This window comes from Actinoplanes sp. NPDC051861, from assembly GCF_040681145.1.
In the GTDB taxonomy this organism is placed as follows: domain Bacteria; phylum Actinomycetota; class Actinomycetes; order Mycobacteriales; family Micromonosporaceae; genus Actinoplanes.
The window spans coordinates 62,911-84,562 of sequence record NZ_JBFAYE010000012.1 but is presented as its reverse complement, the minus strand read 5'-3'; the positions used below and the strand labels follow the sequence as shown (position 1 = coordinate 84,562).

Here is a 21,652-nt window from a genome sequence, read left to right as displayed (position 1 = left end):
GCGGCCCGATTCACCTCGGGGGGCCCGAAAACCGAGGTGAAATCAGTCGCGCACGTCTCTAGTGCGCGGCCGGGACCCGCAGCGCGCCGAACTCGGGCTCCGCCACCGGCCGCCCGTAGTGGTAGCCCTGCAGCAGCCGGTAACCCAGGGCGTACAGGGCCTCGGCCTGCTCGGCGGTCTCCACACCCTCGGCGACGGCGGTCAGGCCCAGCCCCTCGCAGACCTGGATGAGCGCGCGGGCGATCACGACCAGCCGCCCGGCGACGAACGACTTGTCGACCTTGAGGATGTCCACCGGGACGGTGTGCAGAAGTCCCAGTGACGAGTGGCCGGTGCCGAAGTCGTCGAGCGCTATGCGTACCCCCAAAGCCCGCAGATCGTGCAGCGCGGCAACCGCCTGGCCGCCGGCGAAGACCGCGGTCTCGGTCACCTCGACCACCAGGCACTGTGCCGGCAGCCCGGCGGCCGCGAGTGCCGCCGCGACGGTGCTGGGGAACTCCGGCCGGGCCAGCTGGCGTGCGGACACGTTCACACTGACCCGGTCCGGCGCGTTCGCGCCGTGCTGGACGCGCCAGCGGGCCATCTGCTCGCAGGCGGTGCGCAGGACCCACTCGCCGAGTTCGACGATCAGCCCGTTCTGCTCCGCGACCGGGACGAAGTGTGCCGGGCTGACCGTGCCGCGGTCCGGGTGCTGCCAGCGGACCAGCGCCTCCACCGCCACCACGCGACCCTCCGGCACCGCGACGATCGGCTGGTAGGCCACGGTGAACTGGCCGGCGTCGAGCGCGGCCCGGATCTCCGCGCCGAGCCGCGCGTGCTCGCCCGCCTGCTCGTCGAGGACCACCGTCCAGTGCCGGCAGGGCTCCCCGGCGTCCTTCGCGGCGTGCATCGCCGCCTCGGCCCGGCGCAGCGCCTCGACCGGCTCGGGCGCGCCGGCGACGCCGATGTTCGCGCCGACGAGCAGCTGGTGCCCGCCCGCCGCAACGGGCGTGGCCAGGGCCTCGACCAGGGCGGCGGCGTCCGGGCCGGGCAGCAGCAGCGCGAACTCGTCGCCGCCGATGCGGGCCACCACGGCGCCCGGCGGCGCGGCCTCGACGATGCGGGCGGCCACCTGGGTGAGCACCTCGTCGCCGACCGGCCGGCCCAGCTCGTCGTTGATGTTCTTGAAGCCGCTCAGGCCCAGGAAAGCCACGTGCAGCGGCCCGGTACCCGCCCCCGCGCCCAGCGCCTGCTCGAAGTGCCGCCGGTTCGGCAGCCCGGTCAGATCGTCGTGCATCGCGATCTGCTCGAGCTGGGCGGACTGGCCGCGTACCTGGCGCATCAGGCTGGCGACCCGCACCGCGACCAGCCCGATGAGCGTGGCCGAGCCGGCGCCGATCGCCATCCGGTCGATCGTGTCGTCGCCCGCACTGGGGATGAACAGCAGCGCCGGCGACAGCAGCGCGCACCCGCTCAGCAGCCCGAGCTGCCGCATGCCCACGGCCGCCTGGCGAGTGGGCCCGCCGGTGGCCTCCGCGGCCATCGAGGGGTGCAGCGCTGCGGCGGCCCACAGCACATAGGAGAGCAGGAAGGCCGCGGAGAACTCGTCGCCGTCGCTGCCGGAGTAGATCGAGGCCACCGCGAAACCGATGTCGCCGATCAGCAGCCCGACCGTGGCCGTGCCGAGCAGCCGGGTGCTGCCCGAGCCGTTGCGGTTGGTCAGCAGCCGGGCCAGCATCGCCAGCAGCAGCGCGTCCCCGGAGGGGTAGGCCGTGCTGATGATTCGTTCCAACGTCGAGGCCGACGACTCCGCCGCGATCGGATGCAGCACGAAGATCCAGAAGACCAGCCCGAGGCTGATGCCGGCCATGGCGGCGTCGGTCATCGGCGCGCCGGTGCGCCGGCTGCGCAGCAGCAACCAGAGCCCGGTCGCGAGCAGCGGGTAGAAGAGCAGGTAGAAGCCGTCGGCGGCGGACGGGTACGGCTCCTGGTCCAGCACGAACACGTAGTACGTCCACACCAGGTCGCCGCACGCGGACGCCGCCTGCCCGGCCGCGAACCAGTACCACATGGCGCGGTGCGGCGGCCGGTGCAGGCGCACACCCAGCAGGATCGCCGCGGCCGAGGTCAGCCCGACGCCCGCGTAGAACAGGCTCGCCGTGAGACTGCCGGACGGCAGCAGGTAGTAGCCGGCGGAGGCCAGGACCCCCGCCGCCGCCCACCATCGCCACAGCGCCGCACGTTGCATGGCGTTCACATCGGCGGCGATCGCTCACAGTTGAGTGTCACGATCGCCACAGGGCGGAGGGAGAAAGAACGCGCGTTCTGTCTAGCGAGGGAGGGAGAAAGAACGTTCGTTCTGTCTAGCGGGAGCGCGACCACCTCACAGGCTCCGTGGCTCCTCGCGGTGGCCACCGGGCGGGCGATTAGCATGTCCGCGACGTCCTTCAGCTCGTTCACCGCCGAACCCCGCCAGGGCGCACCTGCTGCCGTACACCCTCGGGAGACCGCGTTGACCAGTGCCGACCTCGCCGCCCACCTGCGCCGGGCGGGCGTGACCGACGTCCTCACCGACACGGCACACCGGTCGGCGTACGCGAGTGACGCCTCGCTCTACCGGGTGGTTCCGCAGGCGATCGCCCGGCCGCGCAACGACGACGAGGTGGCGGCGGCGCTGGCGGTGTGCCGGGAGGCCGGGGTGCCGATCACGGCGCGCGGCGCGGGCACCTCGGTGGCGGGCAACGCGATCGGGCCGGGGCTCGTGCTCGACTTCAGCCGGCACATGAACAGGGTGCTCGAGGTGGACGCGGCGTCGCGGACCGCGCGGGTGCAGGCGGGCACCGTGCAGGCGACACTGCAGGCGGCGGCGAAGCCGTTCGGGCTGCGGTTCGGGCCGGATCCGTCGACGCACACCCGCTGCACGATCGGCGGGATGATCGGGAACAACTCGTGCGGGGCGCGGACGCTGGGCTATGGCCGTACCTCTGACAATGTCTTGGCCTTGTCGGCCTTCACGGCCGATAGCGAAAAACTCAAGACATATCCCGAGATCTCGGGCGCGGACAAGATGGTCGAGGAGCTTCGGGAGCTGATCGGTGCCAACCTGGCGACCGGCCGGACCGAGTTCGCCACCTTCGGCCGGCAGGTCTCCGGATACGCCGTCGAGCACCTGCTCCCCGAGAACGGCTTCAACCTGACCGAGTTCCTGGTCGGCAGCGAGGGCACGCTCGCCGTCGTCACCGAGGCCACCGTCAAGCTGGTCGCCGACCCGGCCCACCGCACGCTCGTCGTCCTCGGCTACCCCGACTTCGGCACCGCCGGTGACGTCATCCCGGCGATCCTGGAATTCCAGCCGACCGCCTGCGAGGGCCTCGACCACCGGATCTGCGACGTGGTCCGGTCCCGGCGCGGCCCGGACGCCGTCCCGCCGCTGCCCGCCGGCACCGCCTGGCTGATGATCGAGATCGCCGGCGACGACCTCGGCGAGGTCCGCGACCGGGTCGCCCGCCTCGTCGCGGCCGCCGACGCCGTCGACCACGTGATCGTCGAGGACACCGCGAAGGCCGTGCCGCTCTGGAAGATCCGTGAGGACGGCGCGGGCCTGGCCGGTCGCGCACCGTCCGGGCTGCCCGCGCACGCCGGCTGGGAGGACGCCGCGGTGCCGCCCGCCAGGATCGGCGCCTACCTGCGTGACTTCGACGTGCTGGTGGAGCGGCACGACCTGACCGCCATGCCGTACGGGCACCTCGGCGACGGCTGCGTCCACGTCCGCCTGGACTTCCCGCTCGACAGGCCGGGTGGCCCCGGTAAGTTCCGGGCTTTCCTGGAGGACGCCGCCGACCTGGTGGTCAGCTACGGCGGGTCATTGTCCGGCGAGCACGGCGACGGGCGCGCCCGCAGCGAACTGCTCACCCGGATGTACTCGCCGGACGCGATCAACCTGTTCCGGCAGATCAAGCACACGTTCGACCCGCGGAACCTGCTCAACCCCGGCAACATCGTCGACCCGGACCCGGTGGACGCGAACATCCGCGTGTCCCAGGCGCGCCGGGTCACCACCAAGCTGGCGCTCGCTTACCACCACGACGGCGGCGACTTCAACCAGGCCGTGCACCGCTGCACCGGCGTCGGCAAGTGCCGGGTGGACACGCGCGTGCTCGGCGGCGTCATGTGCCCGTCGTTCCTGGCCACCAAGGACGAGAAGGACTCCACCCGGGGCCGCGCCCGCGTGCTGCAGGAGATGCTCGACGGCGACCTCGCCCCGGACTGGCGTTCCGAGGCGGTGCACGACGCGCTCGACCTCTGCCTGTCCTGCAAGGGCTGCGCCTCGGACTGCCCGACCGGGATCGACATGGCCGCGTACAAATCAGAGGTTCTGCACCAGAGCTTCAAGGGCCGGATGAGGCCGCGCTCGCACTACTCCCTCGGCTGGCTGCCGCGCTGGTCCCGGCTGGCGTCGAAGATGCCGAAGCTCGCCAACCTGGCCACCGCCCTGCCCGGCATCCGCGGCCTGGCCCTCTACCTTGCCGGCGTCGACTCGCGCCGCTCGATCCCCACGTTCGCCGAGAAGACGTTCCGCAGCGGCTTCCGGGCCGTGGAGACCGGGAAGCCGGTGATCCTGTTCGTCGACAGCTTCACCGACCACTTCTCGCCCGAGGTCGCTCAGGCAGCCGTCGACGTCCTGGTCGGCGCCGGTTACGCGCCGCGCATCACCAGCCGCAAGGCGTGCTGCGGCCTCACCTGGATCTCCACCGGTCAGCTCGACGCCGCCCGCCGGATCCTGGGCCGCACCGTCGACGAGCTCCACGAGGCGGTCAAGCAGGGCATTCCCATCGTGGGCCTGGAGCCGTCCTGCACCGGCGTGCTGCGCCAGGACGCGGTCGAGCTGGTCGACAACGACGCGGCACGGGAGGTCGCCAAGGCGACCAGGACGGTGGCTGAGCTGCTTGCCGCCACTCCGGGTTACGAGCCTCCCTCACTTCAGGGGGTACGCGTCATCGCGCAACCGCACTGTCATCACCACGCCGTCATGGGGTGGGAGGCGGACGCCGCTCTCCTGAAGAAGGCGGGCGCCGAGGTGAAGCGCCTCGGTGGCTGTTGCGGCCTGGCCGGCAACTTCGGTGTCGAGCGCGGCCACTACGAGGTCTCGGTGCAGGTCGCCGAGCAGCAGCTCCTGCCCGCGCTGGACGCTGCCGAGGACGGTGACATCCTGCTGGCCGACGGCTTCTCCTGCCGCACCCAGGCGACCGACCTGGCCGGCCGCTCCGGAAAGCACCTGGTCCAGCTGCTGCGGGAGCACTCGCGCTAGATAATCGACCTCTCCGGGGGCGATGGCGATGGTAACGTAACCATCGGCATTGCTCGATGTTTCCGGGTGACTGAGGCGGTATCCAGTGATCAACCGGTTCCGACACGCGGCACTCGCCGCCGTGCTGCTGCTCGGTTTCGTCTCGGGCCCGTCCGCCACTGCCGCGACGTCGGCTGCCGCCTCCACCGGCGGTCCCCAGTCGATCGCGGACGTCTACCGCTACCTCGAGGATCCGCGGATGGTGGCCGAGGGGCAGGAGCCGCACCACGCCGACCTGCGTCCCTACGGCGACACCGCCACCGCGACCCGGGACGCCACCGAGCACCGGGCGGCGTCGCCGTACGTGCGGAGCCTCGGCGGCGAGGGCTGGCGGATGCGGCTGTTCGACCGGCCCGACGACGTGCCCGCCGAGTTCCACACCGCCGGGTTCGACGCGTCGGGGTGGCCGAGGGTGTCGGTGCCGCACACCTGGCAGTCCGACTTCGCCGACCATCCGATGTTCCGCAACATCCCGGAGGAGATCTGGCCGGACAGCCCGCCGTACGTGCCGAAGGACGTCAACCCGACCGGCGCCTACGTGAAGACGGTCGACGTGCCGCGCGACTGGGACGGCGGGCGGGTGTTCCTCCGCTTCGAGGGCGTGACCAGCGGTTACTTCGTCTGGGTCAACGGCGGCTACGCGGGTTACGACCAGGGTGGCTACACGCCGGCCGAGTTCGACGTGACCGGGCTGCTGGTGCCGGGACGCAACACGATCGCTGTGCAGGTGCACCGCTGGGGAGCCGGGGCGTACCTGGAGGACTTCGACCAGTGGCGGTACAGCGGTATCTTCCGCGACGTCACGATGTACCGGACGGAGCGGGTTCGGCTGCGGGACGCGTACATCTCCAATGATCTTGATGAGACGCACCGCGACGCGCGTCTCTCGGCCCGCGTCGACGTGGCCCGCGTCGCGGGCACTCAGGGTGACGGCTACGCGGTGCGCGGTACTCTGCGTGACGCCGCCGGGCAGATCGTGCTCACCGCGACCGAACCCGTGACCTTCGACGGTGACGCGCATACCGCACAGGTGACACTCGGTGCGGATGTGGCGAACCCCGCGAAATGGACCGCCGAGGAACCGAACCTCTACACACTCGGGCTCGAACTCGTGGCGCCCGACGGGCACATTTCGCACATCGCCGCGCAGGCTGTCGGGTTCCGCGAGATCGAGGTACGCGACAGGCAGCTGCTCGTCAACGGCAAGCGCGTCCTGGTCAAGGGCGTCAACCGAGCCGAGACCGATCCTGACACCGGGCGGCACGTGACCCGCGAGGCGCAGCGCGACGACGTGTTCCTGATGAAGCGGCTGCACATCAACGCGGTGCGCACCTCGCACTACCCGTCCGACCCCTACCTCTACGACCTCGCGAACAAACACGGACTCTGGGTCGACGACGAGGTCGACATCGAGACCCACTCGCGGGAGAACTGCCCCAGCGTGTGCCTGGCGTCGAAGCCGGAGTGGCAGGCCGCGTTCGCTGATCGTTTCCAGGCGATGGTTGCGCGCGACAAGAACCATCCGAGCGTCCTCATGTGGGACACCGGCAACGAGGCCGGCCTCGGAACCGCGCACTACGCGATGGCGGACTGGGCGAATGCCAACGAACCGACCCGCCCGCTGTATCACCAGTCGAACTCGCCGGACGGCGACGCGCCGTTCGCCGACGTCAGCGGGCCGCGCTACCCGACGCCGGCGACGGTGGAGAACCGGGCCCGCACCGGCACCAAGCCGATCATCATGGGCGAGTACGCCCACGCGATGGGCAACAGCATGGGCAATTTCGATCAGTTCTGGGCGATCGCCCGCCGCGAACCGTCCATGCAGGGCGGCTTCGTCTGGGACTGGGCCGAGCAGAACCTGCGGCAGCCGCTCCTGCTGACTCCCGACTCGTCCGGCAACAACATTCAGTCCTTCCTGGTCGGCAAGCCGGTGCTGTCCGACGGCCGCCGGGGGAAGGCGATCAGCCTGAGCAGCCTCGACGACTTCGTGGACGTCTTCCGGGACCGCCGGCTCGACGTGCGCGGCGCGGTCACCCTCGACGCCTGGGTCAGGCCGGGGGAGTGGGCGGGCAGCTTCCCGATCGTGACCAAGGGCCGGGCCTACGCGCTGCAGATGCGCGATCAGGACACCCTCGAGTTCGGAGTCGACACCGGATCGTTCGTGACGGTGGCCGCCGATGTGCCCGCTGACTGGTACTCATCATGGCACCGGGTCTCCGGCGTGTTCGACGGGTCGGCGTTGAGCCTGTACATCGACGGGGTGCTCGTCTCCTCCGTACCGCATTCCGGGCAGATCGACCCCGGCCTGTACGAGGTCAATGTCGGGCGTAACGCGGAGACGCAGCAGGACGATCTGCGGGTGCGGACCGGGCGGGGCCTGATCGACGATGTCCGGATTTATGGGGATGCATTGTCCCCCGCTTCGCTCTCCGCCGACCCCTCGGCCTCGGCAATTCTGGCGCTCGACTTCGACCGGGTCGTGCCGCGCGGTGAGTTCCCGAGCCTGGGACTCAGCCTCTCCGGAACCGACGGCATGGTCGGCACTGACCGTTTCCTGCAACCGGAGACCGCCGAGGTGGCCTGGGCGCACTCGCCGCTCCGGTTCACCGCCGTGGACGCCGCCGCCGGGCGGATCCGCGTGCACAACGAACAGCCCGCCGGTGCGCTGCGCCTGCGCCTCAAATGGTCGTTGTCCGAGGTCGATCGCAGACTTCGCGGCGGGACACAGGACCTGAACCTCGCGCCCGGCCAGACTCTCGACCTCGACCTGGGTGCCGCGCCGGCCAACCCGCACGACCGTCAGCGCTGGCTCAACCTCGCTGCCGAGACCGTTACCGATCTGCCCTGGGCGCGGCGCGGCTGGACGTTCGCGGAGGAGCAGTTCGCGGTCGGCGGCCGGGTCGTGCCCGGCATTCTGCCCGGTCCGGCGGGCGGTGCGGCGCCGGCTCTCGTCCGGGACGACGACACCATCACGGTACGTGGTGACGGCTGGCGTTACCGATTCGAGAACGGCAGTCTGACGTCCCTGTCGTCCGCCGGGCGTGAGCTGCTCAAGGCGGGACCGGCGCTGGACGTCTACCGCCCGCCGACGAGCAACGAGACGTACGGCTGGGGCACCGCCGACCGCAACCTGTGGCACGAGGCGGCTCTCGACCGGCTGTCCCACGAGGTCGACTCCGTCACCAGCGCGGCCGACGGCGACGCGGTCGTGGTCACCGTCGCCGCCCGCGCCGTCGGCAACGACCTGACGTTCCGGCACACCATGCGCTACCGCATCGACGCCCGCGGCACGATCACGCTCACCCACGACGTCCAGGGCTCCGGTGCGCGACTCGGCACGCTGCCCTACCTGCCGCGCGTCGGCGTCGCCTTGAAGGTGCCCGCCGCCATGGACGACTTCAGCTGGTACGGCACCGGCCCGCACGAGACCTGGAACGACCGGCAGAGCGCCGCCACCGTCGACGTGCGGCGCAGCACCGTCGACGAGCAGTACGTCCCCTACTCACGCCCGCAGGCCAACGGCAACCACACCGGCACCTCATGGGCGGCACTCAGCGACGGCCGCCGCTCCGGCATCCTCGTCGGCAGCCCCACCGGCTCCACCCTCGACGTGAGCATCTCCCGTCACGACGACCTGGACCGGGCCGAGTACGACCATCAGCTCCCGCTCGTCCGCAACGCCGACTGGGTGACGCTGCACGCGGCGACCGGCGAGACCGGCATGGGCGAGACCCCGAACTCGGTCCTCGCGCCGTTCCGGCTATCACCCACGCGGGCCTACAGCTACGAGATGGTGCTCCGGCCGCTGACCGCGTCCGAGGTCCGGGCCGGTGGCGTCGTCGACTCGGCCGCCCCGGCGCCCTGCCCGCCCGACGTCGCCCTGCAGGCCCCCGCCGAGATGCGGGCCGGCGAGACGTCGCGGGTCACCGTCCAGATCAGCCCGCGCTGCACGGCCGCCCTCCGCGACGTCACCGCGTCGCTGTCGGCGCCGCCCGGCTGGCAGGTCACCCGAGTGCCGGGCACCGGCGTGGCCTTCGACGTCACCGTGCCCGCCGGAACCGACTGGGGAACCCACACGCTTTCGGCGACCGTCACCTCCTCCACACCCGACGGCTTCCCCAGCACCGTCCGCGCCACCGCGACCGTCCGCACCCCACTGCCCGCCGGCTCCCTCTGGGTCAGCGACCTCCCGTTCCTGGACTCCGTCAACGGCTGGGGCCCGGTCGAACGCGACCGCAGCAACGCCGAACAGCCCGCCGGCGACGGCCGCCCGCTGACCATCGGCGGCGTCGTCTACGACAAGGGCCTCGGCGCCCACGCCGTCTCCCGCGTCACCGTCGACCTGACCGGCCGCGGCTGCACAGCCTTCCGTGCCGACGTGGGCGTGGACGACGAGATGGGCTCGTCCGGCTCGGTGACCTTCGAGGTGTGGCTCGACGGAGCCCTGACCGCCCAGTCGGGCCGCCTGACCGGCTCAGCCGCGCCCCACTCCCTCGCCGCCGACGTGACCGGCGCCACCCTGCTGGAACTGCGCGTGACCGACGCCGGCGACGGCAACGGCGCCGACCACGGCGACTGGGCCGCGGCCCGCCTGACCTGCACCCCCTGACCCCGTCCCGGCCGGCAGTCGGGCGGGCGATGGCGCTCGCAAGTTGTGTGCCACCGCCGGCCTGGGTGACGCGGCAGGCAGCCAGCCGGGGGCGGCAGTCCAGGAGCCGCCGGTAGACAGAACGCGCGTTCTGTCTACCGTGCTGGGGGGAGAGGGAACGCGCGTTCTGTCTACCGTGCTGGGGAGAGAGAACGCGCGTTCTGTCTACCGTGCTGGGGGAGAGAGAACGCGCGTTCTGTCTACCGTGCTGGGGGAGAGAGAACGCGCGTTCTGTCTACCGTGCTGAGGGGAGAAAGAACGCGCGTTCTGTCTACCGTCATGCGGTGCCCGGGGGGTCCGTGCCAGTGCCGGCTGGGGTCACCAGGAGCCGGTGAGGTGGGTGGGGGAGAGGGCGTCGAGGAAGTCGGCGGGGTGGAAGCGGGCGCCGAGGGTCGCGACGCCGGTTTTGTCGCCTTCGCCGGATAGGAGGCGGTGGGTGGCTTCGACGACCAGGGGTGCGGTGATGGCGTAGATGTCCTGGCCGCCGGCCCAGGCGCGGCGCTCGGAGGTGCCGGAGCGGGCGACCACCTCGACCACGAAACGTTGGGAGGAGAGGCCCGGGGAGGGTGTGATGGAGGAGCCGTGGAGGTCGGCCACGGCGTTGGCGGTCATGCAGCTGTCGATCTCGGGGACGTCGAGGTGGGTGGGGATGGTGACGCTGTCGGCCATGGTGAACTCGCCGATCACGTCGTGGGTGCCGAACGAGGCCGGGAACGTCCACGAGCCGCGCGGTGCGTCGCCGTCGCGGAAGCGCAGGGTGCCGCCGGTGTGCATGACGCGGCGGCCGTCGCGGCGCTGGGCGGAGACCTGGCCCGTCTTCCGGGTGCCCGAGGTGGGATGCCAGCTGCTCAGACCGTACGCAATGAAGATCTGATCCAGGCTCGGCCACGACGATGCCGCAGCCGTCGCGAGAAGATCGCCCAATCCGCCGTAGAAGGCCGCCGCCGGAACGATCGGGATCGGCGCGTCGGCGAAGCCGGCGAAAGTGTCGCGCACCACCTCGAGTTCCGCGGTGACGTCCAGGTAGGGGATGCCCGCCCGGATCGCCGCCGTGATCGCCGGGGCCGCGGTCGACGCGAACGGCCCGGCGCAGTTGATCACCGCGTCGGCGTCCTGGAAGGCGGCGTCCAGGTCGGTGCCGCGACCGCAGGGGATCGGGGTGAAGCCGCGTCGCCGCAGCTCGGCGACGACGAAGGTGCCGGTGTGACCGGAGGCGCCCAGGACCGCTACTCGCTTGTTCATGGTGATCAGCATTCCGGCCGGGGAGGACGCCGGACAGTGTCCGCAACGACAACTCCCGTACAGTTTCGGACATGACCCGCGTCGCGCTGGCTGTCACCGACGGCACCCCGCTGTATGAGCTCGCCGCCGCCTGCGAGGTCTTCGGCGTCGATCGCGGACTGGCCGAACCGTGGTACGAGTTCACCGTCTGCGGCGAGGACGACGCCCGGGTCGGTGGCTTCCTGCGCGCCGGTGTCGATCACGGCCTCGACGCCCTGGCCGGCGCGGACACCGTGATCGTCCCGTCGGTCGGCGACATCGACACCCCGCAGCCACCCGCGCTGGTCGAGGCCGTCCGAGCCGCCTACGCGAGCGGCGCCCGGGTCGCCTCGCTCTGCACCGGCGCGTTCGTGCTGGCGGAGGCGGGTCTTCTGGACGGGCGCCGCGCCACCACGCACTGGGCGCACACGGATCTGCTGCGAGGCCGGTTCCCCGCGATCGACGTCGACCCGGACGTGCTCTACATCGACGAGGGCCGGGTGCTGACGTCGGCGGGCAAGGCCGCCGGGATGGACCTGTGCCTTCATCTGGTACGCCTCGACCACGGCACCGCCGTCGCCAACTCGCTCGCCCGTACGCTCGTCATCCCGCCGCACCGCGACGGCGGCCAGGCCCAGTTCATCCCGGCCGCGGTGACGCACGGCCGCAACCACGTCCTGGCCGGGCTGCTGCCGTGGGTCCTCGAACGTCTCGACCAGCCGCTGACCGTCACCGATCTGGCCCGGCACGCCGGGATGAGCTCCCGCAACCTGGCCCGGCACTTCGCCGCGGTCACCGGGGTGGCGCCGCTGCGGTGGCTGCTCACCCAGCGGGTCGCCCGCGCCCGCGAGCTCCTGGAGACCTCGGACCTCAGCGTCGAGCAGATCGCCGCGCGGACCGGGATGGGCACCGCGACCACCCTGCGGCGCCACTTCAACCAGCAGGTCGGTGTCCCTCCGGAGGGCTACCGGCGGACGTTCCGGGGTCGCGAAACCCGTAACTGATAGGTTACGCTTCCTGCGTGGACGACGTCGCGGCCGCCATCGCCGACCCGGTGCGGCGCGGCATCCTGGAGATGCTGCGCGAGAGGCCCCTGGCCGCGGGCCTGATCGCCGAGCGGTTCCCGATCAGCCGGCCGGCCGTCAGCCGTCACCTGCGCGTGCTGCGCGAGTGTGGGCTGGTGCGCGACGAGCTGGTCGGGCGTGAGCGGGTCTACCGGGTGGACCCGGAGCGGCTGTCCGAGGTGCGCGACTGGATCGACGGGTTCGCCGTCCGCCGCGCCGCCTATCTGGAGCAGCGGCTCGACGCCCTGCAGCTCGAGGTCCACCGCACCCGCCGCGACCGCCGCCAGGCCGAGGCGGCCACCAGTAAAGAGGCCCGCCGCGGCGGCGCGGCCACCAGCGAAGAGGCCCGCCGCGACGGCGGGGCCATGAGCGAGGAGGAGACAGCGTGACCATCACACCCAGCGGGCGACTCGACGGCACCGACCTGGTCGTGACCCGCACGTTCAGCGCCGGCGTCGAGGACGTCTGGGCCAGCGTGACCGAGCCCGAGCGCACCGCGCGGTGGTACGGGACGTGGGAGGGCGAGGCGGCACCGGGGAGCACCGTCAAGGTCCAGATGGCGTTCGAGGACGGCAAGCCGTGGACCGACATGCTCATCGAGGTCTGCGAGCCGCCGCGCCGGCTGGTGCTGTTCAGCACCGACGAGGTCGGTCAGTGGCGGATCGAGCTGCGGGTGCGCCCGGTGGGCGACAGCACCGAGCTGAGCCTGGTGCACCACGACGCCGTGGACGGCGCGGGCGATTTCGGGCCGGGCTGGGAGTGGTACCTGGACAATCTCGTCGCCGCCCGGGAGGGGACGCCGCAGCCGTCCTTCGACGACTACTACCCGGCGATGAAGGGCTACTACCAGGGACTGGCCGAGAAGCAGGCGTAACGCACCGGTCCCGACTACCCCGGCCACCTGATCGCGTCGAGGAAGTTCTCGACGGCGGTGACGAGACGCGCGAGGACGGCGATCGAATCGGTCAGCGGGCCGGGGACGAGGAGGCCGTGGTCGGCGTTCGGAATCTCCAGGACGTGCGGGGTGAGCCGATGTGCGGTGCCGCCGGACCACCACTCGGTGTCCGCGGTGCCGCCGACGAGCAGGAACGGCGCGGTGGCCCGCTCCAGGGCGTCGACCACCCAGGGCAGGGTCAGCAGTGGGGTCAGCCAGACCGCAGGGAGCGACCGGTCAGCCGCCACCCCGGCCGCGCTGACCCCGAGGGACTTGCCGATCAGCAGTGGCCGGCGGTCCAGCAGCGGCGTGATCTGGGCGGCGGCCCAGTCGGCGGTGCCGGGGGTGAGCGGCCATCCGGGCTTGCCGGTCCACTCGTGGCGATGGATCGTCGCGCCGCGTCGTTCGGCCACCGTGGACGCGTACAGGAGCATGCCGGCGGCGGGGCCGTACCTGCCGCCGGGGAGCACGACTGCGTCGGTCATGTCTTTAAGGTTATTTAAGAGTTCCGGAACCGCCGATCCTTGAGGATCGATGGGGGAGATGTTTTTGTTAAACAGTCTTACCGATTCCCCCGTACGGTAATGAGGTCATCCCCATGCAGAGGCGCACGCTGCTCTCCGTTGCCCTGTCCACCGCCTCCGTCGGCGCCCTCGGCGCCCTCGGGATCTCCCAGGCCTCGGCCGCCACGCTCGACCCCAACCTGCCACCCGGCGGGAATTTCGACCTCGCGGTCTGGTCGCTGCAGCTCCCGGTCGGCTCGCCCGGCAGCCCGGAGACGATCTCCCCGGCCCGGCTCAAGGGCCCGAACGGCTACAGCAACCCGTCGTTCTTCTGGACCGACAAGAACGACGGCTCGATGACGTTCTGGGCGCCGGAGAAGGGCGTGACCACGCCGAACTCCAAGTACGCCCGGTCCGAGCTGCGCGAGATGAACGCCGACGGCAGCGCGGCCAACTGGACCCTCGCGGGCAACCACACGCTCAGCGCCCAGCTGCGGATCGTGTCGGTGACCAAGAACGTCGCGGTCGGGCAGGTCAAGCTCGGCACCGGCGGCACGTCGACGAAGCCTCTCGCCGAGCTGTACTACCGGCCCAACGGCGACATCTACTTCGGTACGCAGAACTCACCGGACGCCAGCGGCCAGACGTTGCACAAGGTGGGGAACGTGGCGCTCGGCGTGAAGTGGACGTATGTCATCAACGTCAACGGGAGCAAGATTAATCTGACGATCAACGGGGTCAAGACGACGTACACGATCCCGTCGGCGTTCAACCCGTACCGGCAGTATTTCAAGGCCGGGTCGTACAACCAGTCGTCGTCGGAGAGCACGACCAACGGAGCGAAGGTGAAGTTCTACAGCCTGACGGTGAGGCACGGCTGAGTTTCAGCGCGTTCGCCAACCACGTGCGGAACCCGGCGCATCCCCATCGGCGCCGGGTGTCCGCGCTGCGCTCGTGCGTGCAGATCTACCGGCCGCTCGGTTTCGAGGCCACGCTCAGCTTCCTCGCCTCGGTGGCCGGGCCGTTCGACCGCGACGAGGCGGCGCTGATGCGAGCGCTCGACCTGCTGGCCGGCAGCCGGGCGCTCTGGCACCTGCACCTCAGGCGGTACACGGCGCTCCGCCGCGCGGCGAAGCGCCGTGGGAACCGGACGCCGCCCGCCGCCGACCTGAACCCGAATCTCGGCCCCGCCGCGTGGTACGGCGCTGAGCGGCGGGCGGCGCTGCACGCACTGGAGTTCTGGCGCCGCAAGCGCCTGCCCGCCCTTGTCGCCGCCGACGACCCCGGCACCCGGGAGATGGCCGACGCGGTCGCCGCCTGTGTGGCCTCCCGCGGCGCCGAACCCGTGCCGGGGCTGCCGGACCTGGTGAGCCTCGTGGAGGACCGGATCCGCGACGGTCTGTACCAGCGGGACAGCGTCGCGTTCGCCCGGGCCCGCGACCTACTGACCCTGGCTCACCTGGTCGCGACCGCGGTCGCGGCCGAGGCCCTGCCCCGGCCGGCCATGAGCCGGCTTTGACGTCGCCCACGCGATCACCGCGGCCCACCCGCAGAGCACCAGGAATCCGGCCCACCAGGGCAGCGGGAAGTAGCCGGTCCAGGGTTCGTAGACCGCCGTGACCTGCGGATATTCGACCATCGTCTGCTTGACCGCGAAACCTGCCGCCGGGGTGAGACGCAGCAGCCATTCGGCGCCGGGCAGTGGGGTCAAGATCGCGATAGCGTACGGGACGACGAGCACACCGATCGCGACCACGACAGCCGCCCAGCCGCGCCGCAGCCGGCCGCCGATCAGGTATGCCATCGCCGCGCAGAGCCCGAGCACGGCCGCGACGCCGACGAGCACCCGGATAACGGTGAGCGGGGGCGGGACCTCGACCGGGAAACCCTTCGAGCCGAGGATCGCGGCGGAGACCGGTGCCGTGACACCGACCGCCAGCAGCCCGGTCACGAACGCCGCCCCGCCCACGACCACCGTTGCCGCGCCGGTGGTTCTCGCCTGCCCGGCGCCGTAGCGCGCCGCCGCGACGACCAGGATGAGAAGTGCGAACGGAAGCCCGGTCAGGATGTCGTCAGGGGTGATCGCACCGTCGTGCGACACCGGGCTGATGTCGCCGAAGCCGGCCAGCCGGAACGTCGAACCGTCCCGCACAGCGCCCGACGGATGGGCCTTCTCCCAGTCGGTGCCGTTCGACTCGCCGATCGGGTCGGCCGCCCAGTCGCCGGTCGTCCCCTCCGCGCTGACGTTGTCGAACACGCCGACAGCCTGGGTGAATCTGGCCTGCCGGGTCGTGCCGCGCACCGTGAGGTCGCCCGGTGACGTCGCGAACAGGCCGATCCGTACGACGTCCGGCAACCCGTCGAGGGTCGCGGTCCCGACGGTGTGCCACTGCTCGCCGTCGACCGACTCGGCTCCCGTGACGGTGTCGCCGGACCGGGTCAGCCGCAACCAGCGCGGCGCGCCGTCGGAGACACCACCGGCGTTCCCGGCCACGTCGTGCTCGTAGTCGTGCTGGAAACGGACGCCGTTGCCGCCGGTCATCATCACCGCGGCGTACCGCGACCCCGGCGTCAGGCCGTCCTTCAGGACGATGCCGGTCTTGGCCCACGGCACCAGGCCGGACACGATCTCGTCGTGGTCCGGCGGCGGATACGTGATCGTCCCGGTCATCGAGGTCAGCCGGGCCGTCACGCTGCCCTCGGGGCCGAGGTCGCGGTGCAGGAACCAGAACTGGTCGGTGACGTACGAGCCGTCGGCGGCCCGCGGGGTCTCCGGGCAGGTGCCGGGGCAGCCCCGCTGCGCGCCCAGGGCGTACAGCAGGCCGAGGGCGAGCACGCTCAGGGCGGCCGCCGCGAGCGCGATCAGGCGGGCGGGCCGCCGGTACGTGATCCACTCCTGGCGGATCGAGGTGACATCCACAGACATGGCACCGGTTCTACGGACCGGGCGGTAACAGCGGCCGAACCGAGGCTGTCACCCCGCTGTTAGGTCCCGCCCGGCATGCTGGTGACCATGCTCGCGTCACACCGCGCACGGTTCACGCTTCTCTACGCCGCAGTCTTCGTCGCGTCCGGTGCCGCCCTGCTGGTCCTGACGTTCCTGCTCTTCGAGGGCAACCGGAGCGAGACCGTCCCGGCCGGCAGTCAGAATCCGCAGAGCGGCCTGGCCGCGGCGCAGCGCCGGATCGCGGTCCTCGAACAGCAGCTCACCGACACGCACCAACAGCAGACCCGGCAACTGCTGGCCGGCGCGGCCGTCGCGCTGGTCGTCATGGCCGGCGTCTCCCTGGTGCTCGGCCGGATGCTGGCCCGCCGGGTGCTGCGCCCGCTGCGGGTCATCACCGGCGCGACCCGGCGGATCTCGGCGGAGAGCCTCGACCGGCGGCTCGCCGTCAGCGGCCCGGACGACGAGGTGAAGGACCTCGCTGACACGATCGACGAGCTCCTGGAACGGCTGGAGGCGTCGTTCACCGCGCAGCGGCGGTTCGTGGCCAACGCGGCGCACGAGTTGCGCACGCCCCTGGCCACGATGCGTGCCTCCGCCGACGTCGCGGTGGCCAAACCCGACCCGGCTCCCGGCACGGTCGCCCTCGCCGACCGGGTCCGGCTGCAGCTGGACCGGGTGGAGCACCTGCTCGACGGGTTCCTCGTGCTGGCCCGCGCCCAGCACGGGCCGCCCGCCGACACCGAACCGGTCGACCTCGGCGAGCTGATCGGCGCCACCCTTGCCGTCCCCGAGGACCTCACCGTCACGACCGATGTCGCCCCGGGCAGCGTCGTGCGGGGCAACCCGGTCCTGCTGGCCCGGCTGGTGGAGAACGTGCTCGACAACGCGGTGACGCACAACCGCCCCGGCGGCTGGATCGCGGTGCGCACCTCGGCCGGGGCGGACCGGGCGACCCTGACCGTCGAGACCGGCGGGCCGGTCCTGGACCAGGGCGAGGTGGATCGCCTCGCGCGGCCGTTCGAACGTCTCGGCGCCGAGCGCGTCGGCTCGTCCGGGCTCGGGCTGTCCATCGTGGCCGCCATCGCGCGGGCCCACGGCGGCCGCCTCGTCCTGACCGCCCGGCCGGAGGGCGGACTGCGCGTCGTGGTGGAGCTGCCGGCATGAGGATCCTCGTGGTGGAGGACGATCACCCGCTCGCCGACGTGGTGGTCGAGGGACTGACCGACGCGGGGATGGCGGTCGATGTCGCGTACGACGGGTTGAACGCGGCGGTCAAGCTGGACCTCACCGAGTACGACGTGGTGGTGCTCGACCGCGACCTGCCGGGCCTGCATGGCGACGCGCTCTGCCAGATGATCACCGACTCGGTCTCGCGGCCCATGGTCCTGATGCTGACCGCGGCCGGCGCGCCCGGCGACCGGGTCAGCGGGCTCACCCTCGGTGCCGACGACTACCTCGGCAAGCCGTTCCACTTCCCCGAGCTCATCCTGCGCGTACGCGCCCTCGCCCGGCGCAAACCCGACGCCCGCCCGCGGGTGCTGCGAGCGGCCGGTATCGAACTCGACCCGGTCCGCCGTACCGTGGTCCGTGACGGCCGCGCGGTGAACCTGTCGGTCAAGGAGTTCGCCGTCCTGGAGGCGCTGCTGCGGGCCAGCCCCGGTTTCCTCAGCGCCGAGTCGCTGCTCGACCAGGTCTGGGACGAGAACGCCGACCGTTTCACCAACACGGTCACCGTCACCGTGGGCCGGCTGCGCCGTAAACTCGGCGACCCGCCGGTCGTCGCCACCACGCCGGGCATCGGTTACCGCATCGCGTGAACCGATCGGGCGGTCGCCTGCTACCTACTTCATCGGGAGGGGTGAGCGGATGGCGGGACGGCCCGAGCCGGGCAGCGACCACGAGTTGCTGCGATCGGTCGCGGCCGGTGACGCGGCCGCGCTCGCCCGGCTCTACGAGCGGTACGCCGGGGCGCTCTTCGGATACCTCCACCGGCTGGCCGGCGACCGGATGACCGCCGAGGAGATTCTGCAGGACACGATGCTCGCGGTCTGGCGGTCGGCCGGCGCGTTCGAGGGCCGGGCCAGGGTGACGACGTGGCTGTTCGGCGTGGCCCGCCGCCAGGCGCACAACCGGCTGCGCGGCCGGGCCGCCCCGGAACCCGCCGGGCCCGGCCTGCCGGACCGCGCCGACCTGAGCACCGGCCCGGAGGACCTGGCGATCGCGGCGGCCGGTGGCACACCGGTGGCCGCCGCCATCGACCTGCTGCCCGAACACCACCGCGACGTGATCGCGCTGGTGTTCGTCGCCGGTCTGCCGCTCGCCGAGGTGGCCGAGGTGCTCGCGATCCCGGTCGGCACGGTGAAGAGCCGGCTCCATCACGCGCGGGCCGCCGTCGCCGCGGCGCTCACCCAGGAGGTGCCCGAATGAAGGACTGGCTGCCGGCGTATGCCGCCGGCTCTCTGCCTGAAGCGGATCGCGAGCGGGTTCGCGCGCATCTCACGGGGTGCGCGCGCTGCCGGGCTGAGCTCGCGGCCTGGGAGGCGATCGCCGGCGTCGCGACACCCCCCGGACCACCGCCGGACCCGGCCCGGACGGTGCGGGCGGCCCTGACCCGCAGCGCACTCGACGGCTCCGCCGGGCCTGCGGATCCCACCGCTTCCCGCGGCCTCTCCGCTTCCGGCGGCCCCGCCGCTTCCGCCGGCCCCGCCGCTTCCGCCGGCTTCGCTGGGCCCGCTGGTTTTGCGAGTTATGCCGGGTTTGCGGGGGCTGCGGCTGGTGATCGGCGGGCGCGGCCGCTGCGGCACCTTCTCGCGCTGGTGCGGGCCGAGGCGCGGCTGATCCGGCTGGTCGTTCCCGTCGCGTCCGCGCTGGTGATGGCGCTCGGCGTGGCGCTCGTCCTGCTGCCGGGACCCGGCCTGCCCGGTGGCGCCGCCGAGCTCGTGCTCGCCCTGGCCGCGCCGGTCGTCGCGGCGGCCGGGGTCGCGGGCACGTACCGATCGGGGACCGACCCGGCGGCCGAGCTGGTCGCCGCGACGCCGGTTTCCGGCCGGCTGCTTCTCCTCGTACGCCTGGCTCTGATCTTTGGTTTTGATCTGCTCCTCGCCCTTGCCGCCTCCGCCGTGCTGGCCCTGGCCGGCACGCCCGGCGCGGCGAACGTGAACGCCCTCGTCGCCGCCTGGCTCGGCCCGATGGCCCTGCTCTCCGCACTCAGCCTGCTGATCGCCGTCCGCTTCGGACCGGACGTCGCACTCGGCGCCGCGGTCGGGCTCTGGGCCGTCCGTGTGCTGGCCGGCGGCACGCTGGTCCGCGACGCCTGGCCGGCCCGGTTCATCGTGGAGGCCTGGTCCACCAGCGCCCCGATCCTGCTGGTCAGCGCCGCCACCGCAGCCGCCGCGGTGATCCTTTCCGGACGCGGTGAACCTCACGGCGGGTGGCGCGCTACCCATCCGATGTGAGACCACTGACCCTCTGGCGGTACGAGGCACGCCGGGCCGGCTGGGCCGCCCTGCTCGGCCCGCCGCTCGCCGTCGCGCTCGGCGTCGTGGCCGCGTGGGCGAACCCGCTGCCGGGCGAGACGACGACGGCCCGGATCCTGCTCGGCGCGCTGGAGATGGCGATCCCGCTCGCCGCCGGTGTCGCCTGCGGCTCGCTGACCGGCCGGGACCCGGCCGTGGAGATCCAGCTGACGGCGGCCACGTCGTACCGGGCCACGCTGCTGCGCCGGATGGCCGTGACCCTGGCGTGGACCGCGGTGATCGCCGTGCTGACCGCGGCCGTCCTGATCGCGACCGGCTGGTGGGCGCGCTGGCCGGAGAACCACGGCCCGGTCGCCGGGCAGCTCACCTGGCTGGCGCCGACCCTCGGGCTGAGCGGGCTGGGCTTCGCGGCGGGCGCCGTGTTCCGCAGCCCGGCCGCGGCCGGCGCGCTGGTCACCACGGTCTGGGCGCTGCAGCAGTTCTTCGGCGACGCGGCCCAGCAGAACGTGGCCGGCCGTCTGCTCTATCTGTTCGCGACGACCCGCGGTGCGGTGCCGGGCGACTGGGCCGCGAACCGGCTCACCCTGCTCGCCGTGGCGGCCGGGTTCGTCGCGCTGGCGCTGGTCGTTCTCGGCCACTCGGAACGCCTGATCGGCGAGGAGGACGAATGAACACGGTCGGCGCGAGCTTCCGGTACGAGTTCCGCATGCAGGTCCGTAAACGATCAGTGTGGATCGTGCCGGCGCTCTCCCTGGTGCTGTTCGTCCTGATCGGCGGCAGCCTGCTGCGCGACCTGTTCGACCCGGCGTCACGGCCGCCCGAGGCCAGGGACGCCGTGGTGGGTCTGGCACTGCAGATCCACGCGCTGCTGACCATCGGCTTCGGGTGCCTGCTCGCCGACCGGCTCATCCGCGACGACCGGTTGCGGGTGGCGCCGATCCTGGACGCCACACCGGCCCGGCCGGGCGCCCGCCTCGCCGGCAAATATCTGGGCGCCACCGCGGCGACGGCACTGCCGATCGTCGTCGCCTATTTCGGCTTCGCCGGAGCGTACGCGGTGCACACCAGCGCGCCGGAGGCATTCGGGTGGGCGCTCGCCGCGCTCGGTGTGGTGATCGTGCCGGGCCTGCTGTTCGTCGCCGCGTTCGCGCTGACCGTGCCGCTGGTCGTGCCGGCGCCGCTGTTCCGCGTGCTGTTCGTCGGCTACTGGCTCTGGGGCAACGCGGTCGCGCCGGACGTGATGCCGACGTTCTCGCGGACCGTGATCCACCCGCTCGGCGGTTACCCGCTCGACGTGCTGCTGGACTTCCACGGCATCGACGGCGAGGACGTCTGGGCCGGCCCGGTGCCCGGCGCCACGCTCAACTTCCTGCGGCCGGACCCGACACCGGCGGCCGCCTGGCTGTCCATCGGCGTGCTGGTGGTGCTCGCGGCCGTCGCGCTCGCGGGCGGCCACGCGGTGCGCGCCCGCCGGATCCGATGAGAGACACG

General features: G+C 72.1%; 17 protein-coding genes. 13 read left to right on the top strand and 4 right to left on the bottom strand.

Going from position 1 to position 21,652, the window contains the following annotated elements; genetic code table 11:
- Positions 1-58: 58 nt before the first annotated feature.
- Positions 59-2,227, bottom strand: a complete 2,169-nt coding sequence (locus tag AB0M02_RS27935) for a bifunctional diguanylate cyclase/phosphodiesterase (RefSeq protein ID WP_364231836.1) — start codon at positions 2,225-2,227, stop codon at positions 59-61.
- A gap of 183 nt (positions 2,228-2,410) precedes the next feature.
- Here AB0M02_RS27935 and AB0M02_RS27930 point away from each other — a divergent pair, with 183 nt between their 5' ends.
- Both AB0M02_RS27930 and AB0M02_RS27925 read left to right on the top strand, forming a co-directional pair.
- Positions 2,411-5,287 carry an FAD-linked oxidase C-terminal domain-containing protein gene (locus tag AB0M02_RS27930; protein ID WP_364231833.1) on the top strand — a complete coding sequence of 959 codons (2,877 nt, stop codon included), beginning with the start codon at positions 2,411-2,413 and terminating at the stop codon, positions 5,285-5,287.
- An 85-nt stretch (positions 5,288-5,372) separates the two neighbouring features.
- Positions 5,373-9,938, top strand: a complete 4,566-nt coding sequence (locus AB0M02_RS27925; RefSeq protein WP_364231831.1) for a glycoside hydrolase family 2 TIM barrel-domain containing protein — start codon at positions 5,373-5,375, stop codon at positions 9,936-9,938.
- A gap of 357 nt (positions 9,939-10,295) precedes the next feature.
- On the opposite strand, the gene AB0M02_RS27920 is transcribed toward AB0M02_RS27925, so the two are convergent.
- Positions 10,296-11,219 carry a saccharopine dehydrogenase gene (locus tag AB0M02_RS27920; protein ID WP_364231828.1) on the bottom strand — a complete coding sequence of 308 codons (924 nt, stop codon included), beginning with the start codon at positions 11,217-11,219 and terminating at the stop codon, positions 10,296-10,298.
- A gap of 71 nt (positions 11,220-11,290) precedes the next feature.
- On the opposite strand from AB0M02_RS27920, the gene AB0M02_RS27915 reads away from it, so the two are divergent.
- The 3 genes from AB0M02_RS27915 to AB0M02_RS27905 are packed head-to-tail and all read left to right on the top strand — an operon-like array spanning position 11,291 to position 13,175.
- Positions 11,291-12,241: a helix-turn-helix domain-containing protein gene (locus AB0M02_RS27915; protein ID WP_364231826.1), complete on the top strand. Its 951-nt coding sequence runs from the start codon at positions 11,291-11,293 to the stop codon at positions 12,239-12,241.
- A 17-nt stretch (positions 12,242-12,258) separates the two neighbouring features.
- Positions 12,259-12,690 carry a metalloregulator ArsR/SmtB family transcription factor gene (locus AB0M02_RS27910; protein WP_364231824.1) on the top strand — a complete coding sequence of 144 codons (432 nt, stop codon included), beginning with the start codon at positions 12,259-12,261 and terminating at the stop codon, positions 12,688-12,690.
- The gene (locus AB0M02_RS27905) at positions 12,687-13,175 is read left to right on the top strand and encodes an SRPBCC family protein (RefSeq protein ID WP_364231822.1); all 489 of its coding nucleotides are present in this window, start codon (positions 12,687-12,689) and stop codon (positions 13,173-13,175) included. Before AB0M02_RS27910 ends, AB0M02_RS27905 begins: the two co-directional genes overlap by 4 nt.
- Positions 13,176-13,189: 14 nt before the next feature.
- Here AB0M02_RS27905 and AB0M02_RS27900 read toward each other — a convergent pair whose 3' ends face one another.
- A complete protein-coding gene (locus AB0M02_RS27900; RefSeq protein ID WP_364231820.1) occupies positions 13,190-13,720 on the bottom strand; it encodes an alpha/beta hydrolase in 531 nt (176 codons plus the stop codon).
- Between the two features lie 113 nt (positions 13,721-13,833).
- Here AB0M02_RS27900 and AB0M02_RS27895 point away from each other — a divergent pair, with 113 nt between their 5' ends.
- Positions 13,834-14,619 carry a polysaccharide lyase family 7 protein gene (locus tag AB0M02_RS27895; RefSeq protein WP_364231818.1) on the top strand — a complete coding sequence of 262 codons (786 nt, stop codon included), beginning with the start codon at positions 13,834-13,836 and terminating at the stop codon, positions 14,617-14,619.
- Between the two features lie 56 nt (positions 14,620-14,675).
- On the top strand, positions 14,676-15,257 hold the full coding sequence (locus tag AB0M02_RS27890) for a hypothetical protein (RefSeq protein ID WP_364231816.1): 582 nt from the start codon (positions 14,676-14,678) through the stop codon (positions 15,255-15,257).
- Here the strand turns inward: AB0M02_RS27890 and AB0M02_RS27885 are convergent.
- The gene (locus AB0M02_RS27885; protein ID WP_364231813.1) at positions 15,180-16,664 is read right to left on the bottom strand and encodes a hypothetical protein; all 1,485 of its coding nucleotides are present in this window, start codon (positions 16,662-16,664) and stop codon (positions 15,180-15,182) included. The genes AB0M02_RS27890 and AB0M02_RS27885 overlap by 78 nt on opposite strands.
- 87 nt (positions 16,665-16,751) lie before the next feature.
- Here AB0M02_RS27885 and AB0M02_RS27880 point away from each other — a divergent pair, with 87 nt between their 5' ends.
- Genes AB0M02_RS27880 through AB0M02_RS27855 form a run of 6 tightly spaced genes read left to right on the top strand, consistent with a single transcriptional unit; the run spans position 16,752 to position 21,644 of the window.
- Positions 16,752-17,849, top strand: a complete 1,098-nt coding sequence (locus tag AB0M02_RS27880; protein WP_364231811.1) for a HAMP domain-containing sensor histidine kinase — start codon at positions 16,752-16,754, stop codon at positions 17,847-17,849.
- Positions 17,846-18,502 carry a response regulator transcription factor gene (locus tag AB0M02_RS27875; protein ID WP_364231809.1) on the top strand — a complete coding sequence of 219 codons (657 nt, stop codon included), beginning with the start codon at positions 17,846-17,848 and terminating at the stop codon, positions 18,500-18,502. The genes AB0M02_RS27880 and AB0M02_RS27875 overlap by 4 nt, the downstream gene beginning before the upstream one ends.
- A 49-nt stretch (positions 18,503-18,551) precedes the next feature.
- Positions 18,552-19,112, top strand: coding sequence for a sigma-70 family RNA polymerase sigma factor (locus AB0M02_RS27870; RefSeq protein ID WP_364231806.1), 561 nt, complete (start codon positions 18,552-18,554; stop codon positions 19,110-19,112).
- Positions 19,109-20,140 carry a zf-HC2 domain-containing protein gene (locus AB0M02_RS27865; protein ID WP_364231804.1) on the top strand — a complete coding sequence of 344 codons (1,032 nt, stop codon included), beginning with the start codon at positions 19,109-19,111 and terminating at the stop codon, positions 20,138-20,140. Before AB0M02_RS27870 ends, AB0M02_RS27865 begins: the two co-directional genes overlap by 4 nt.
- On the top strand, positions 20,137-20,832 hold the full coding sequence (locus tag AB0M02_RS27860; RefSeq protein WP_364231802.1) for a hypothetical protein: 696 nt from the start codon (positions 20,137-20,139) through the stop codon (positions 20,830-20,832). The genes AB0M02_RS27865 and AB0M02_RS27860 overlap by 4 nt, the downstream gene beginning before the upstream one ends.
- Positions 20,829-21,644 carry a hypothetical protein gene (locus AB0M02_RS27855; protein WP_364231800.1) on the top strand — a complete coding sequence of 272 codons (816 nt, stop codon included), beginning with the start codon at positions 20,829-20,831 and terminating at the stop codon, positions 21,642-21,644. Before AB0M02_RS27860 ends, AB0M02_RS27855 begins: the two co-directional genes overlap by 4 nt.
- Positions 21,645-21,652 lie beyond the last annotated feature (8 nt).

Coding starts and splice junctions, on each gene's coding strand:
- AB0M02_RS27935 (WP_364231836.1), bottom strand. CDS start 2,227: ATGCAACGTGCGGCGCTGTGGCGATGGTGGGCGGCGGCGGGGGTCCTG.
- AB0M02_RS27930 (WP_364231833.1), top strand. CDS start 2,411: ATGTCCGCGACGTCCTTCAGCTCGTTCACCGCCGAACCCCGCCAGGGC.
- AB0M02_RS27920 (WP_364231828.1), bottom strand. CDS start 11,219: ATGAACAAGCGAGTAGCGGTCCTGGGCGCCTCCGGTCACACCGGCACC.
- AB0M02_RS27915 (WP_364231826.1), top strand. CDS start 11,291: ATGACCCGCGTCGCGCTGGCTGTCACCGACGGCACCCCGCTGTATGAG.
- AB0M02_RS27900 (WP_364231820.1), bottom strand. CDS start 13,720: ATGACCGACGCAGTCGTGCTCCCCGGCGGCAGGTACGGCCCCGCCGCC.
- AB0M02_RS27895 (WP_364231818.1), top strand. CDS start 13,834: ATGCAGAGGCGCACGCTGCTCTCCGTTGCCCTGTCCACCGCCTCCGTC.
- AB0M02_RS27885 (WP_364231813.1), bottom strand. CDS start 16,664: ATGTCTGTGGATGTCACCTCGATCCGCCAGGAGTGGATCACGTACCGG.
- AB0M02_RS27880 (WP_364231811.1), top strand. CDS start 16,752: ATGCTCGCGTCACACCGCGCACGGTTCACGCTTCTCTACGCCGCAGTC.
- AB0M02_RS27875 (WP_364231809.1), top strand. CDS start 17,846: ATGAGGATCCTCGTGGTGGAGGACGATCACCCGCTCGCCGACGTGGTG.
- AB0M02_RS27870 (WP_364231806.1), top strand. CDS start 18,552: ATGGCGGGACGGCCCGAGCCGGGCAGCGACCACGAGTTGCTGCGATCG.
- AB0M02_RS27865 (WP_364231804.1), top strand. CDS start 19,109: ATGAAGGACTGGCTGCCGGCGTATGCCGCCGGCTCTCTGCCTGAAGCG.
- AB0M02_RS27855 (WP_364231800.1), top strand. CDS start 20,829: ATGAACACGGTCGGCGCGAGCTTCCGGTACGAGTTCCGCATGCAGGTC.